This window comes from Salinicola corii, from assembly GCF_008298015.1.
Lineage (GTDB): Bacteria > Pseudomonadota > Gammaproteobacteria > Pseudomonadales > Halomonadaceae > Salinicola > Salinicola corii.
Map to the genome: position 1 here is coordinate 65931 of NZ_VTPX01000013.1, position 15358 is coordinate 81288.

Genomic DNA, 15358 nt, shown 5'->3' on the forward strand with positions numbered 1-15358 from the left:
GATGTCAGCGGAGCGGGGTCGCGAATCGAACTCCGCGCCTTGAGGCAGGGGCCACATTGCCGGGCGGTCGCTGTCGCAGTCAGCCTGCGGGAGGTGCCATGAGCTACTTCATCGATCGACGCCCCAACGCGCGCCACAAAAGTGCCGTGAATCGTCAGCGATTCCTGCAGCGCTATCGCTCCCACATCAAGCGTGCCGTGGAAGAGTCGGTGAACCGGCGCTCGATCACCGATATGGAGCGCGGCGAGAAAGTCTCCATCCCTGCCAAGGATATCTCCGAACCTTCGTTTCAGCATGGCCCGGGTGGTCGGCGAACGGTCGTGAGTCCGGGCAACAGGGAGTTTGCCGAGGGGGACCGGTTGCGGCGACCCGGCGGTGGCGGTGGGCAGGGTAGCGGCGATGGGCAGGCGGGAAATCAAGGCGAGGGCATGGATGAGTTCGCGTTCTCGCTGTCTCGGGAAGAGTTTCTCGATTTCGTCTTCGATGGTCTGGAGCTGCCACATCTCGAGCGCAAGCAATTGCAGGTGTTGGAAGAGACTCGCCCGGTGCGGGCGGGTATTTCCAAGGAAGGCGTGCCGGCGCGCATCAATATCGTCCGTTCGATGCGCGAAGCCCAGGCCCGGCGTATCGGCATGCGCGCGCCGCTGAAACGCGCCCTGCGCGAGGCGCAGGAGGCGCTCGAAGCCGAAGAGCGCAAGGATCCTGTACTGCGTAACCCGGCGCGTATCGATGAATTGAAATCCGAGATCGTGCGCCTGGAAAAGCGGATCGGGTCGATCCCGTTCCTGGACACCTACGATCTACGCTACAACCACCTCACGCATCAACCAATGCCGTCGAATCAGGCGGTGATGTTCTGCATCATGGACGTTTCCGGTTCGATGACCCAGGCGCACAAGGACATCGGCAAGCGATTCTTCCTGCTGCTCTATCTGTTCCTCGAGCGCAATTACGAGAAGGTCGAACTGGTTTTCGTGCGCCACCACACCGTGGCCAAGGAGGTGGACGAGGAGGAGTTCTTCTATTCCCGGGAAACCGGCGGCACCATCGTTTCCAGTGCGTTGACGTTGGTCGACAGCATCATCGAGGCGCGCTACTCGCCGGAGCAGTGGAATCTTTACGTGGCGCAGGCCAGCGATGGAGACAACTGGGACGATGATTCGTCCACCTGTCTCGAGTTGCTCGACGAGTCTCTGATGCGCAAGTTGCAGTACTTCACTTACGTGGAGATCACGCCTCACGCACACCAGGCGCTGTGGGAAGCCTATGAAACGGTCAGGGCGGCCTACCCCGAGCGTTTCGCCATGCAGCAGATCGTCCAGGCGGAAGATATCTATCCGGTTTTCCGTGAGCTTTTCCGCCAGCGAGCGAAGGGGTGATCGGAAAGGCCTGGCGACGTAACGCAGCGAGGAGATAGAGAGCGATGACGCGACGCAAGCCCATTGCCACCGGATCGGACTGGAACTTCGAGGCGCTGGAGGTCTACGAACGCGCCATTGGAGAACTGGCCCGGGAGTATCGGCTGGATACCTATCCCAATCAGATCGAGATCATCACTTCCGAACAGATGATGGATGCCTACGCCAGCGTGGGCATGCCGATCGGCTATCACCACTGGTCGTTCGGCAAGCAGTTTCTGTCGGTGGAGCAGGCCTATCGTCGGGGACAGATGGGGTTGGCCTACGAACTGGTGATCAACTCCGACCCCTGCATCGCCTATCTGATGGAGGAGAACTCGCTGATGATGCAGGTGCTGGTCATTGCGCACGCCTGTTATGGCCACAACTCGTTCTTCAAGGGCAACTACCTGTTCCGCACCTGGACGGACGCTTCGGCGATCGTCGATTATCTCGTCTTCGCCCGCAAGTATGTCGCCAAGTGCGAAGAGCGGCATGGTGTCGAGGCGGTCGAGCAGCTTCTCGACGCCTGTCACGCACTGCAGAATTATGGCGTCGACCGCTACAAGCGTCCGTCGCCGATCTCCGCCGAGGAGGAGGTGCGGCGTCAGGATGAGCGCGAGGCCTATCTTCAGACCCAGGTCAACCGCCTCTGGAGCACGATCCCGGCCCCGGCCAGTGGCTTGGTTCAGCAGCCGTCAAACGACCTCGAGAACGATCCCCTGGGACTGCACAGGCATGACCGCTACCCCAGCGAGCCCCAGGAAAATCTGCTCTATTTTCTGGAAAAAAATGCGCCGTTGCTGGAGCCATGGCAGCGCGAAATCGTGCGTATCGTGCGCAAGCTGGCTCAGTATTTCTATCCGCAGCGCCAGACTCAGGTCATGAACGAAGGCTGGGCGACGTTCTGGCACTATACGCTGATGAATCGCTTGTACGACGACGGGCTGATCGACGAAGGCATCATGCTGGAGTTTCTGCAGTCCCACACTTCCGTGGTCAGCCAACCGGGTTTCGACAGCCCCTATTTCAACGGCATCAATCCCTATGCACTGGGGTTTGCGATGTTCAGCGACATCCAGCGCATCTGTCAGGCACCCACCGACGAGGATCGCGAGTGGTTCCCGGATATCGCCGGTAGCGACTGGCTGGAGACGTTGCATTTCGCGATGCACAACTTCAAGGACGAGTCGTTTATCCAGCAGTTCCTGTCGCCCAAGGTGATCCGCGATCTCAAGTTGTTCAGTCTGATCGATGACGATCGCGACGACAGTCTTCAGATCGAGGCGATTCACGACGATCGAGGTTACCGACGCATCCGCGAGGCGCTGAGTGTGCAGTACGCGTTGTCGGCCCGAGAGCCCAATATCCAGGTCTGGGAAGCCGATATCCGCGGTGATCGTTCGTTAACACTGCACCATGTGCAGGATCGCCGTCGACCCTTGGCACAGAGCTTGTTCCCGGTCATGCGCCATCTGCATCAACTGTGGGGATTTCCTGTCAAGCTTGAATCCATGGAGGGAGGGGAAGTCGTGCGTCGCTATCAGTGGCCGATTCCGGAGCCGACTCACGAGTCGGCATGACCTCTGCGTCCAAGGAGGGGAGGGGGCGGTTTCAGGGCGTGCTGGCCGTCCAGCCGCTACACCAGCCGCTCTTGGCGACCCGGTGGTCGGGAAACAGGCCGCATGCTTGACTCGACGCGGTGAAGAAGTCGCAGTTGCCGCAACGACGACCCGCCTGGTAGGCGGGATTGCCCTGTGCGTTCGAGGCGTCCTCGACATAATCGAGCGCCTTGGCTTGGTAGGCATTCGGGTCCAGCATCGGCTTGTCCTGCGCCATGGCGGGCAGCCCCTGCCATCCGAACAGCAGCAGGCCGGAGGCGCACATGCCGTGACGAAGAAAGCGCCGGCGCCCCTCGTCGTTCGGCGGCCCGCCGGCCTCTTTCGCCATCTTTCCCGCCGATTCATGCATGACCAGTCTCCGGTTCGTTGTCTTGCCGCCTGCCTCTTCTGTATGACTGGAAGTATGCGATGTGTCGTGACATTGTCACAAGACATCCGCAGCAGCCATCTGCTGCCGGGTGACATCGCCATTCATGGTGCCACCAAGGGTCGACTATGCGCTATGTCCAGTTTTTGACCGATCATGGAGAGATGATGCTGGTGGGAGACGAGCAGGGCTTGCGCGAATTGCGCCTCCCCCGGAGTTCTCGTTCCGGGGCGCCGGCGTCGACCTGGCAGGAGGACGCCGGCTTCTTTGCTCAGGCGCGGGCCGAGCTCGAAGCTTACCTGGCAGGGAGGCGTCGGAGTTTCAATGTCACTCTGGCGCCCGAGGGGAGCGATTTCCAGCTCCAGGTCTGGCAGGGCCTGTTGCGCATCCCCTACGGCAAGACCAGCACCTATGGCGAGATGGCGCATCGTCTGGGCAAGGATGGCGCGGCTCAGGCCATCGGCGGTGCGGTGGGGGCCAATCCGCTGCCGTTGTTCATTCCCTGTCACCGGGTCGTCGCCGCCAGAGGAATGGGGGGCTACAGCGGTGGTGAGACGCTGAAGCGCGCGCTGCTGACGCTGGAAGGCGGTTGGTCCGGGAGCTGATATACTCGCGCCGGATCATTCATTCTTCGGGCCTCGCGAAAGGCCGAACGCCGGTGGGAGAGGGAAATGCAGAACGCCGTCATTCTGATCAATGTCGAAAAGGGCCGGATACGGGGTGTCGCCGAGCGCCTGGCCGATCTGGAGGGAATCAGCGAGGTCTATTCGACCTGCGGCCGCTACGACCTCATCGCCATCGCCCGGACACGGGATTTCGAATCCTTGGCCTCGCTGGTGACCGAACGGCTGATGAGCGTCGAGGGCATCCGTGACACCGAAACGCTCAATGCCATGCAGGTGCACTCGCGCCACGATCTCGACGCCATGTTCTCCGTCGGCCTGTAAGTCGGGGTGGCGCGTCGTCGAAAGCGGGGGCTGCTGGGGCAGCTGGCCCGCTCCTCCCGAATCGGCCTGATTTTCGTCGTCGTCATCAGCGGGCTGTGGTACTGGCAGGAAGGGGATGTTCGCGACCAGTTGAGCTGGATGGGCGTACCCGAGTGGCAGTGGAACGACTGGCGGGGCTGGAACCGCGTGCTGCGCAATGACGGTTTCCTGTTGGGATGGTCGGACGTGCGGGGCGGACCGCTGTGGGTCGGCTATGTGCTGGATCGGGTCGATGATCCACACAGCCTTCCGCGGCCTGACCGTTTCGAGTCCGACTGGCGCAGTCTGTGGCCCATCAGCAGCAACGACTATACCGGCAGTGGCTATGACCGGGGACATATGGCGCCCAACTACGCCATGTCGGTCGCCCATGGGCGGGGGGCGCAGATGGCCAGTTTCCTGATGACCAACATCACGCCGCAGCGGCCTAGGCTCAATCGGCAGTTATGGCAGCGCCTGGAGGAAGCGGTCATCGACGATTTCGTACCCAGATTCGGTCGCGTCTGGGTCGTCACGGGGCCGATCTACGACGACCAGCTGCTGCATCGGATCGGGTTTTCTCAAATCCCCGCGGGATTCTACAAGATACTTATCGCCCCAGGCACGACGCCTCGTGCGCTGGCGTTTCTGATGCCGCAGGACGTCAACGGCAACGAGCCTCTTGCCCGTTTTCTGGTCACGATCGATGAGATCGAGGCGCGTACCGGCCTGGACTTCTTCCCTCAATTGGCCGACCCCGTCGAGCGTCAGTTGGAAGGGCGGGTAGATAGAGACGGCTGGGGTCTCGAGGCGGTGTCGACGCGGCCCGGCCGCTATCGATGATGGCGATGCCGTACTGGCTTACGGTGAAAAAGTGTCTTGCGGGGAGTATTGCGAGAGAAGCAGCAAGAGAAAAACGAGCATGACACGTGGTGCCCAGGAGAGGACTTGAACCTCCACATCCGTAAGGATACTAGCACCTGAAGCTAGCGCGTCTACCAATTCCGCCACCTGGGCGTGTCATGTATCGGGTGCTGCCAGGAGTCTGGAAAACTCCTCTGGAATGGTGCCCGGAAGAGGACTTGAACCTCCACGTCCATAAGGACACTAGCACCTGAAGCTAGCGCGTCTACCAATTCCGCCATCCGGGCTTATCCGGCCTTGTGCGTTCGAAACGTCCATCGCCGCAAGCGATGGTGCCCAGAAGAGGACTTGAACCTCCACGTCCGTAAGGACACTAGCACCTGAAGCTAGCGCGTCTACCAATTCCGCCATCTGGGCCAAGGCGCGATGCATAATACCGATTTTGCATCCGAATGCAAGCGCTCCGTGGCAAGGTTTGCGGGTGCTTCGAACCGCATGTCGGCCCTGTTTCGCTACCCGTTCACCGACAGCAATCGAGGCTGTTTGGCAGCACATGGTTGGGTCGGGCAAGCGTGACCGCTATACTTGGTGAATGAATCCAAAAAGATTGAACGGCTCAGGCCGCCCGCCGCGTGAATTCTCTCTACAGCCCAAGCCCAGCAGGCTCAACGCAAGGACGATGGTTGCATGACTCATTGGACGTTGGATGACGATCCGCACGCGGCTCGTGAAACGGAAAAATATGACAATCCCGTACCCAGTCGCGAGTATCTGCTGGCGCGGCTGGAGAGCTACGGCAAGCCGATCACTCACGAAGATATGAGCGCCATGCTGGGGCTCGAGGATGACAACCAACTGGAAGCCGTGCGCCGCCGGCTGGCGGCGATGGAGCGTGACGGCCAGATCCTCAAGGATCGCAGAGGTGCCTATGCACTGATCGACAAGCTCGATCTGATCAAGGGGCGCGTTCAGGGGCACCGTGACGGCATGGGCTTCCTGATTCGTCACGATGGCGTCAAGCCCGACCTGGTGCTGCCGCCGCGCCAGATGCGCCGCGTGTTCGATGGCGACGTGGTGCTGGCCCGCGTCAGCGGCAAGGATCGTCGAGGTCGCGCCGAGGGCACCATCGCCGAGGTGCTGGCCCGCAACACCCAGACGCTGGTTGGCGTGTTTCGTCAGAACAGTTCCGAATTCGCGGTGCTGATCCCCGAGAACTCGCGGATCAGCCAGGAAGTGATCATTCCCCATAGCGTCAGCGGTGGCGCGAAAGACGGCCAGATCGTTTCCGTCCACATCACCCAGCAGCCGGAGACCCGCAAGCAGCCGGTGGGTGAAGTGGTGGAGATTCTGGGGGAGCGGATGGATCCCGGGCTCGAGATCGACATCGCAATTCGCTCCCACGATATTCCTGCGGAGTTCCCGCCGGAAGTGGACGAGCAGATCGCAGGCATGTCCGCCGAGGTGAAGGAGGAGGACAAGGCGGCGCGAATCGATCTCCGCGAGATGCCGCTGGTGACCATCGACGGCGAGGATGCCAAGGATTTCGACGACGCCGTCTGCGCCTGGAAGACCAAGTCCGGGAGCTGGAAGCTGGTCGTGGCGATCGCCGACGTCTCCCACTACGTTCGCGGCGGTAGTGCACTCGACAACGAGGCCTACATCCGCGGCAATTCCGTCTACTTCCCCGGGCAGGTCGTGCCGATGCTGCCGGAGCTGCTCTCCAACGGGCTCTGCTCCCTCAACCCGCACGTCGACCGCCTGACCATGGTCTGCGAGATGAACATCTCCCAGAACGGCACCATCAGTCGCTACAAGTTCTACGAGGCGGTGATTCAGTCCCATGCTCGGCTGACCTACAACCAGGTAGGCGCGATGCTGGAGGCGCCGGACAGCGACGAAGGGGCAGCACTTCGCGAGCGTTACCGCGAGCTGGTGCCATCGCTGGAGAATCTGCACGCGCTCTACAAGGTGCTGCGCCAGGCACGTGAAGTGCGTGGCGCCATCGATTTCGAGACCACCGAGACGCAGATCGTCTTCAACGACGAGCGCAAGATCGAGAAGATCGTGCCGCGCACGCGCAACGACGCCCACAAGTTGATCGAGGAGTGCATGCTGGCGGCCAACGTCGCCACGGCGCGCTTCCTCGACAAGCACGATCTGCCCGCGCTCTATCGCGTCCACCAGTCACCGGCACCCGAGCGGCTGGAAAATCTGCGTGTATTCCTGGGTGAGCTGGGGCTGACGCTCGGAGGCGGTGACGAACCGTCGCCGAAGGACTACCAGGCGTTGCGGGAGGTGATTCAGGGGCGCCCGGACTTCGATATCATCCAGACCGTCATGCTGCGCTCGATGAGCCAGGCGGTCTACTCGCCGCAGAACGATGGACACTTCGGTCTCGCTTACCAGGCGTACGCGCATTTCACGTCGCCGATCCGCCGCTATCCCGACCTGCTGGTGCATCGCGCGATCCGGTCGGTCATTCGCGGCCCGCGTCAGACCCAGACCGTGCAGCGTGCGGAGGGGGCGCCGGTCGAGAAACCCTCGATCTGGTGCCCGTATACCTTCGAACAGATGGTCGAGCTGGGCGAGCACTGCTCGATGACCGAGCGTCGCGCCGACGACGCCACACGTGACGTTACCGATTGGCTGAAGTGCGAGTTCCTCTCCGACAAGGTCGGCGAAGTCTACGAAGGCACCATCGCCTCGGTCACGCAGTTCGGGATCTTTGTGCGCCTCGACGACGTCTACGTCGAGGGGCTGGTGCACGTGACATCGCTGCCGTCCGACTACTATCACTACGAAGCGGAAAAACACCGCCTCAAGGGCGAGCGCAGCGGTGTCGCCTACCGCCTGGGAGATGGCGTCACCGTGCGTATCGCCCGGGTCGATCTCGACGACCGCAAGATCGATTTCGATCTCGCCGATGCGGCGCCGCGCCACCGTCGCACGCCGCGTGGCCAAAAGCCCGGCGGCGATGCTCCCACTGCTGACGCGCCCGCCAAGAAGGCCTCGTCACGCAAGAGTCGCCCCGGCAAGCGTGAGCGCCAGGGGGCAGCGGGGGGCAACGACGAGGGCGGCAAGCGTCGTTCCCGCGGCCCGCGTCAACGCGGTGGCAAGCGATGACGGCGGCCGTCGGCCAGCCGTCCAGCAGGGGCCACCCGAGATGAGTCGTCCCGCGAATCGTCGTGCCCCCGCGAAACCGCGCGATCTGCCTCGCATGCCGGACGGGCTGGAGCCCGTCTACGGCGTCCACGCCGTTCGTGCGCTGTTCGAACGCGGACAGCCGCCGAAAGTGCTGTGGGTTCAGCAAGGCCATGCCGAGCAGCGCCTGGAGGCTCTGCTGCAACAGGCCCACGCGACGGGTTGCGAACTGAGGCGAATGGCGCGCGAGGTGCTCGACGGGGTCTCCCATCAAGCGTCCCATCAGGGCGTGATCGGTTTTTGCGAGCCGCTGATCGCCGAGAGCGAAACGACCCTGTGGTGGCGGCTCGAGCAGTGGCAGGCCGGCCCGCCGCCACTGCTGCTGATTCTGGACGGCGTCACCGACCCCCACAACCTGGGCGCCTGCCTGCGCAGCGCCGACGCTGCCGGGGTCAATGGCGTGATCGTGCCCAAGGACAAGTCGGCGCCGCTCAATGCGACGGTGCGCAAAGTGGCCTGCGGGGCGGCGGAGTTGGTGCCGGTGTTCCAGGTCACCAATCTCGCCCGCTGCATGGAGAAGCTCAAGCAGCAGGGCGTCTGGATCACCGGTACCGCCGGTGAAGCGGATTCGCTCCTCTACGACGCCGATTTCACCGTGCCCTGTGCCCTGGTGATGGGCGCCGAGGGCAAGGGGATGCGCCGCCTGACTCGCGAGGCCTGTGATGGGCTGGTCAAGCTGCCGATGCAGGGCGGCGTCTCCAGTCTCAATGTCTCGGTCGCCACCGGCATCTGTCTGTTCGAGGCGGTACGCCAGCGGGCAGGGCGCGTTGGCGGTTGAACTTGCACTGATAGGGCTTGGTCTCTACAATTGCGCGGTTCTGTGGGCAGGCTATGCTCATGGAACGCGACTCCCGCTCGGGCTCGTCCGGGCGAATCGCCAATTGGTCTGAATATCCGGGGTCGTGAACGGAGCACTGTGCCGTTCACCCGGTATCGACTCCTTGCTTCTCGTGGTGGTCATCTCTTCAGGAGTGTCGCCGCGCGGAAGCTGCCAAACCGCAAGGAGCTAACATGCGTCATTATGAAATCGTGTTTATGGTCCACCCGGACCAGAGCGAGCAGGTTCCGGCCATGGTCGAGCGCTATACCAGCCTCGTGACCGAGAACGGCGGTACCGTGCATCGTCTCGAGGATTGGGGCCGTCGCCACCTGGCCTACCCGATCAACAAGATCCACAAGGCACACTACGTGCTGATGAACATCGAATGCAGCGGCGAGACCCTCGACGAGATCGAGAACATCTTCCGCTTCAACGATGCCATCATCCGCAGCATGATCGTGCGCAACAAAGAGGCCGTTACCGAAGCCTCGCCGATGATGAAGCCGGCTGAAGAGAAGAGCCGTCGCCGTGACGACAAGCCCTCCGAGCGTGGCGATCGTGAGCGTTCGGAGCGCCCCGAGCGTTCCGAAACCACCGCCGAAACCAACTGATTCGATTTCGCTAAGGAGAGACTCTCATGGCACGTTTTTTCCGTCGCCGTAAATTCTGCCGCTTCACCGCCGAAGGCGTGAAGTACATCGATTACAAAGACATCGATACGCTGAAAGCCTACGTCACTGAAACTGGCAAGATCGTCCCGAGCCGTATTACCGGTACTCAGGCGCGCTACCAGCGTCAACTGTCTACCGCGATCAAGCGGGCGCGTTACCTGGCGCTGCTGCCGTACTCCGACAGCCACCAGTAAACCCTGATCCGGTAGTCCACGATCGGTAATCCATAGCGAGGCATCATGCTGGCACTGGCACGTTGGATCATGCGCGGTACGCCACAAGCGATAGCGGCGGCCGCACTGACAGCGTTGGTGCCGTGGCTGTTCTGGTTCAGTGCCGCAGTCGCCGGGCTGGTTACCCTGCGCCGGGGCATGACCACGGCGGCGCCGGTGCTGCTGGCCGCAGCCCTTCCCGCCGGCTGGTGGTGGATGCAGGGCGACTCGGTCCCGCTGGCCAGCATCCTGCTGGTGACGTTGATGGCGACGGTGCTGCGTTCACGCATGCGCTGGTCCGAAGCGCTCATCGTCGGCAGCGTGGTTTGCATGGCGCTGGTGCAGCTTGGCATCTTCGTGCCGGCCGGAGGGACCGCGCCACTGCTGGCGGAACTGCGGCGGAGCTCGTCGGAGGTTGCCAGCATGCTCGATCAGTTATCGGCGCAGGGCGTCGATACCGAGTTGATGGCGACTCTGGTGATCGGTGGGGCAACCGGCCTGGTCGTGTTGCTTGCCGGGATCGCTTGCCTGGCGCTGGCTCGCAGTTGGCAGGCGGGGCTTTACAACCCCGGCGGGTTTCGCGAGGAGTTTCATTCACTGAAGCTATCGCGCAAGCAGCTCCTGCTACTGGTCGGGTTGATGGCGCTGGGCCTGGTACTGGCCGTTCCCGCCGCCAGTCTGCTGGCCTGGGTTCCATTGCTGGTCGCCGGCGTGGCACTGGTCCATGGGTTTATTGGTTTGAAGGGAATGAGCGGGTTCTGGCTGGTAGGCTTTTATGCCTTGCTGTTGACCACCTGGCCCACGATTCTGATTGTACTGCTGTTGGCGTTGGTAGATACCTTCGCGGATTTTCGCGGTCGTCTGACACGCAGTGATTGACGAGAGGTTCACGAGAATGGAAGTCATTCTGCTCGATAACATCGGCAAGCTGGGCGACCTGGGTGACAAGGTCACCGTCAAGCCCGGATATGGCCGTAATTACCTGGTTCCCTACGGCTTGGCCGTGCCGGCAACCAAAGACAACGTCGAAGCGTTCGAAGCGCAGCGTGCCGAGCTCGAAGCCCTGGCTGCAGAGCGCAAGGCCCAGGCCGAGACCCGCGCGGCACAGCTCGCCGAAATCGAACTGTCTCTGGTCGCGAAAGCGGGCGAGGAAGGCAAGCTGTTCGGTTCCATCGGCCCGCGTGATCTGGCCGAAGCCATGGCCCAGGCCGGCATCGAAGTCGCCAAGAGCGAAGTGCGCATGCCGGAAGGCCCGCTTCGCCAGACCGGCGAGTACGACATCGCGCTGCAGTTGCATGCCGAAGTCACTTCCAGCGTCCGTGTGGTGGTGGTGGCCGAGTAAATCTCGACCATCGTCGTCGCCGAGACGTCTGGCCGAAGGCACGCAGGGTCCACCCCCTGCGTGCCTTTTTCATGGCCGGGAGACGTGGCGATGGCGGCTGTCGACTGGGTAGAATGAGCGCCAGACATTTGCAGCGTGTTCTGCGCGCGACACGGGATGAACGCCAAGCATGAATCAACGCGTCGACAATGATCACGAAACCGCACAACTGAAGATGCCGCCGCACTCGCTAGAGGCGGAGCAGTCGGTGTTGGGCGGGCTGATGCTCGACAACAGCAGCTGGGATACGGTGTCGGAGCGCCTGGTCGCGGACGACTTCTATCGTCACGAGCATCGCCTGGCATTCAATGCGATGGCGGAACTGGCCGAGAGTGCGCATCCACTCGATGTCGTCACGCTGTCGGAAGCCCTGGAGCGTCGCGATCAGCTCGAGAGCGTGGGAGGGCTCGCTTATCTGGCGGAGTTGGCACGCAACACGCCGTCGGCCAGCAACATTCGCGCCTACGCCGATATCGTTCGCGAGCGGGCGACGCTGCGAAAACTGATCCAGGCCTCGCGTCAGATCGCCGACAGCGCCTACTCACCGGAAGGGCGGCCGCCGGACGAGTTGGTCAACGAGGCCGAGCGCCTGGTGTTCCAGATCAGCGAGTCGCGGCCCAAGTTCGGTGGGCCCATCGGCATGAGCGATCTGCTGACCAAGGCGGTCGATCGGATCGATGAGCTGTTCAACATGAAGGGGCAGATGACCGGGATCTCGACCGGTTTTCGCGATCTCGACGACATGACCTCGGGCCTGCAACCTTCGGACCTGGTGATCATCGCGGGCCGCCCCTCCATGGGCAAGACCACGTTCGCCATGAATCTGGTCGAGCACGCGGTGGTTTCCAACGACAAGCCGGTCATCGTGTTCTCGATGGAGATGCCCGCGGAATCGCTGATGCTGCGTATGCTCTCTTCGCTGGGGCGGATCGATCAGACGCGGGTGCGTACCGGCCAGCTCGAGGACGAGGATTGGCCGCGATTGACCTCGGCGGTCAACCTGCTCAAGGATCGGCAGCTGTTTATCGACGATACGCCGGCGCTGTCGCCCAATGAACTGCGGTCGCGGGTGCGCCGCATCGCCCGCGAGCACGGCAATGTCGGCCTGGTGATGATCGACTATCTACAGCTGATGCAGGTGCCGGGGCTGTCCGAGAACCGTACCGCCGAGATTTCGGAGATATCTCGCTCGCTGAAGGGCGTGGCCAAGGAGTTCAACTGCCCGGTGGTTTCGCTGTCCCAGCTCAACCGCTCGCTGGAGCAGCGACCCAACAAGCGCCCCGTCATGTCGGACTTGCGTGAATCCGGCGCCATCGAGCAGGACGCCGATGTTATCGCTTTCGTCTATCGCGACGAGGTCTACAACTCCGACAATCCCGACAACAAGGGGTTGGCCGAACTGATCATCGGCAAGCAGCGTAACGGCCCTATCGGCACCGTCCATATGGCCTTCATCGGCAAGTACACGCGCTTCGAGGATCTGGCGCCGGACAGCTACGGTCAGCACTACGAGTAAGCCGACAGACAGTGAAGAAGCCGGCATCGCCGGTGTTTGGGAAAGATATCAAGGAGTCGAATCATGGCAGGCGGTTTTCAGCGGGGGCGTCGTCAGCGGGTCCCCAAGATCGAGGTACGAGGCCAACTGGAAAAGCTCGAGCGGGAGGGGCCTTTCAAGGAGTGGCTGGGCATGCCCGATCTCTACCGTCACTGGCTGACGGTCGATGGCGAACTCTACAGTTACCAGACGGAAGATGCCGAATTGCCGGTTGCCATCGGTGATCGCGTGGTATTTCGCTACAAGGAAGCCAAGGCGGGCAGGTGGATTGATCGCAATTCTTTGGGTAAGGCGATCGATCCTTCCGATTATCGATAGTCGTTGCCATTTTGATGTCATTGTAATTTTGTGTGCCATCATTGTGTCATGATGCTTCTGTTTCATGGCATTCATGAACCCGCCTCCCGCTCCCATCGGTAACTCCTCCCTCGAGGAGATTGTCGCCCATCGCGATCTGAGCGTACATTTTCAACCGATTGTTTCCGTCGCGACCGGCCATATTCTGGCGTACGAGGCCTTGTCTCGCGGTCCGCGGAATTCGCCCTATGCGGATCCGATTCCGATGTTTCGGGCGGCCCGCGAATGCGGTCTACTTGCTGCGCTGGAACGCGGGTGTCGAGAACGAGCGATCGAAAGCTGGGTGGCTACCGGCCTCGGCGAGCTTCTGTTCCTCAACGCCAGTCCGGAAGTCCTGATCGATCCCGAGCATCTCGGCGGCAAGACGCTGGCTCTGCTTCAGCAGCACAGTCTCTCGCCCGCCCGCATCGTCATCGAGATCACCGAGCAGTCGCCGGGGATCGACCCCGACCTGATGGCCGAGGCTGCCCGCTATTATCAGTCGATGGGGTTTTCCATCGCTCTGGACGATCTGGGAGACGGTTATGCCGGCTTGCGACTCTGGTCCCAGCTCAATCCCGACTACGTCAAGCTGGATCGCCACTTCGTCAGTCGCCTTGACGAAAATCCCATCAAGCGCCGCTTCGTCCGCTCCATCATCGATATCGCGCACAGCATGGATAGCCGTGTCATCGCGGAGGGTGTGGAGCGAGAGGGGGAGCTGGATACGCTTCTCGAACTGGGCGCGGATTATTGCCAGGGGTGGTTGTTCGCGCGCCCCGATGCAGCTCCCCATCGGATACGCGAGCTGCTCGAAGCTCGGCTCGCTTCACTGGCTGCCAATCGTCGTCCGGCGGCCACCGCGACAGAGATCCAGCGCCTCAGCGTACCTCTGCCTGCGCTGGATGCCGATCTCTGTGTGGCGGAGGCATCCGAGCGCTTCAGCCGTCTGCCGCACGCCAACGCGCTGGCGGTCGTCGATGGCAGGAGCCGGCCGATCGGTATCCTGGGGCGTCAGCAGCTCATGGCGCTGCTCGGCAAACGCTTCGGGTTCGATCTTCACGGTCGTCAGCCCATTGCCAAGGTAATGCGAACCCGGGCACTCTGTGTGGAGGCCCACGAGCCGCTGGAGCGGGTCTCGCGCAAGGTCACGGGGCGCGAGGAGTCCTCCCGCGACGAGGATTTCATCATCACCGACGGTGGCCGCTACCTGGGTATGGGACACGTCATCAACCTGCTGCAACTGTTCACCGAGCAGCAGGTTCAGCTAGCGCGACAAGCCAATCCGTTGACCCAGTTGCCTGGCAACCGCCCCATCAGGGTGGCATTGGAGCACTATCAGCGTCAGGCGCGGGGCTTCGTCGCCTGCTATCTGGATCTCGACAATTTCAAGCCCTTCAATGACCGGTTCGGGTACGCCCTGGGGGATCGAATGATCCTTGCGCTGGCGAAGCTGGTGAGCAGCGAGCTGGGGCGGGAGGACTTTCTGGGCCACCTCGGCGGCGACGATTTCATACTGCTGCTGAATGACGGGAAGAATCTCCACCGTCGGTTGGCCGGTATACAACGCCGCTTCATCATCGAGAGCCATGCGCTGGTTCCCGCCGATGCCAGAGCGGCAGGTGGCTTTCATGCCAAGGATCGCTACGATCAATGGCGTTTTTTTCCGCTGGTCCGCCTGTCGATCATCGCGCTTCGCGTCGGTGCCGAGGCCAGGGTCGAGAGCTTTGGCGATCTCTGGAGTCGCTTCAAGCCGGCAGCCAAGCGCGCCGGCAACGGCCGAATCGTGGTGAGGCTAGACCGCCGTTCGGCAACTGTCGGGGAGTGAACGATCAGCGCGCCTTGGCGTCTTAGGGCTTGTTCACACTATCCACGCGGCTCGCGGCGTATAGTGTGAACAAGCCCTGGTCACAGCTTTGTCACAACCGACTGTCAGGGTGTCGCGACGGGATGGCAAGGAGTGTCTC

At 62.1% G+C, this 15358-nt stretch carries 15 protein-coding genes and 3 tRNA genes; 14 read left to right on the forward strand and 4 right to left on the reverse strand.

What is annotated here, in order from left to right:
- The first annotated feature begins 98 nt into the window (after positions 1-98).
- Together F0A16_RS18125 and F0A16_RS18130 are read left to right on the forward strand one after the other, a co-directional pair.
- Positions 99-1379, forward strand: a complete 1281-nt coding sequence (locus F0A16_RS18125) for a YeaH/YhbH family protein (RefSeq protein ID WP_149436860.1) — start codon at positions 99-101, stop codon at positions 1377-1379.
- 44 nt (positions 1380-1423) lie between these two features.
- Positions 1424-2980 carry a SpoVR family protein gene (locus F0A16_RS18130; RefSeq protein WP_149436862.1) on the forward strand — a complete coding sequence of 519 codons (1557 nt, stop codon included), beginning with the start codon at positions 1424-1426 and terminating at the stop codon, positions 2978-2980.
- A 31-nt stretch (positions 2981-3011) separates the two neighbouring features.
- On the opposite strand, the gene F0A16_RS18135 is transcribed toward F0A16_RS18130, so the two are convergent.
- Complete coding sequence (locus F0A16_RS18135) at positions 3012-3368, reverse strand: high-potential iron-sulfur protein (RefSeq protein WP_239023880.1); 357 nt, start codon at positions 3366-3368, stop codon at positions 3012-3014.
- Positions 3369-3514: 146 nt separating this feature from the next.
- Between F0A16_RS18135 and F0A16_RS18140 the strand changes: the two genes are divergently transcribed.
- The 3 genes from F0A16_RS18140 (at position 3515) to F0A16_RS18150 (ending at position 5194) form a co-directional block, all read left to right on the forward strand.
- Entirely contained in the window at positions 3515-3991 is a 477-nt protein-coding gene (locus tag F0A16_RS18140) for a methylated-DNA--[protein]-cysteine S-methyltransferase (RefSeq protein WP_149436863.1), read from the forward strand.
- Between the two features lie 66 nt (positions 3992-4057).
- On the forward strand, positions 4058-4333 hold the full coding sequence (locus F0A16_RS18145) for an Lrp/AsnC family transcriptional regulator (protein ID WP_110602523.1): 276 nt from the start codon (positions 4058-4060) through the stop codon (positions 4331-4333).
- A 6-nt stretch (positions 4334-4339) separates the two neighbouring features.
- Positions 4340-5194: a DNA/RNA non-specific endonuclease gene (locus tag F0A16_RS18150; protein ID WP_239023881.1), complete on the forward strand. Its 855-nt coding sequence runs from the start codon at positions 4340-4342 to the stop codon at positions 5192-5194.
- Between the two features lie 87 nt (positions 5195-5281).
- Here the strand turns inward: F0A16_RS18150 and F0A16_RS18155 are convergent.
- The 3 genes from F0A16_RS18155 to F0A16_RS18165 all read right to left on the reverse strand — a co-directional run bounded on the left by F0A16_RS18155 (position 5282) and on the right by F0A16_RS18165 (position 5632).
- A tRNA-Leu gene (locus F0A16_RS18155) sits at positions 5282-5368 on the reverse strand.
- Positions 5369-5415: 47 nt separating this feature from the next.
- A tRNA-Leu gene (locus F0A16_RS18160) sits at positions 5416-5502 on the reverse strand.
- A gap of 43 nt (positions 5503-5545) precedes the next feature.
- Positions 5546-5632, reverse strand: a tRNA-Leu gene (locus F0A16_RS18165).
- Positions 5633-5902: 270 nt separating this feature from the next.
- On the opposite strand from F0A16_RS18165, the gene rnr reads away from it, so the two are divergent.
- The 9 genes from rnr (at position 5903) to F0A16_RS18210 (ending at position 15219) form a co-directional block, all read left to right on the forward strand.
- On the forward strand, positions 5903-8338 hold the full coding sequence (gene rnr, locus F0A16_RS18170) for a ribonuclease R (protein WP_149436865.1): 2436 nt from the start codon (positions 5903-5905) through the stop codon (positions 8336-8338).
- 40 nt (positions 8339-8378) lie between these two features.
- Complete coding sequence (gene rlmB, locus F0A16_RS18175) at positions 8379-9194, forward strand: 23S rRNA (guanosine(2251)-2'-O)-methyltransferase RlmB (protein WP_149436867.1); 816 nt, start codon at positions 8379-8381, stop codon at positions 9192-9194.
- Positions 9195-9427: 233 nt separating this feature from the next.
- Positions 9428-9847 (forward strand): 30S ribosomal protein S6, encoded by a 420-nt coding sequence (gene rpsF, locus F0A16_RS18180; RefSeq protein WP_110602534.1) that lies wholly within the window; start codon positions 9428-9430, stop codon positions 9845-9847.
- 26 nt (positions 9848-9873) lie between these two features.
- Entirely contained in the window at positions 9874-10101 is a 228-nt protein-coding gene (gene rpsR / locus F0A16_RS18185) for a 30S ribosomal protein S18 (RefSeq protein ID WP_035472385.1), read from the forward strand.
- Between the two features lie 45 nt (positions 10102-10146).
- On the forward strand, positions 10147-10998 hold the full coding sequence (locus F0A16_RS18190; protein WP_149436869.1) for a hypothetical protein: 852 nt from the start codon (positions 10147-10149) through the stop codon (positions 10996-10998).
- A gap of 16 nt (positions 10999-11014) precedes the next feature.
- Positions 11015-11461: a 50S ribosomal protein L9 gene (rplI, locus tag F0A16_RS18195; protein ID WP_149436871.1), complete on the forward strand. Its 447-nt coding sequence runs from the start codon at positions 11015-11017 to the stop codon at positions 11459-11461.
- Positions 11462-11630: 169 nt separating this feature from the next.
- The gene (gene dnaB / locus F0A16_RS18200; RefSeq protein ID WP_110716027.1) at positions 11631-13016 is read left to right on the forward strand and encodes a replicative DNA helicase; all 1386 of its coding nucleotides are present in this window, start codon (positions 11631-11633) and stop codon (positions 13014-13016) included.
- Positions 13017-13079: 63 nt separating this feature from the next.
- Positions 13080-13373 (forward strand): hypothetical protein, encoded by a 294-nt coding sequence (locus tag F0A16_RS18205; RefSeq protein WP_149436873.1) that lies wholly within the window; start codon positions 13080-13082, stop codon positions 13371-13373.
- Positions 13374-13446: 73 nt separating this feature from the next.
- Positions 13447-15219: a bifunctional diguanylate cyclase/phosphodiesterase gene (locus tag F0A16_RS18210; protein WP_149436913.1), complete on the forward strand. Its 1773-nt coding sequence runs from the start codon at positions 13447-13449 to the stop codon at positions 15217-15219.
- Positions 15220-15358: the final 139 nt, after the last annotated feature.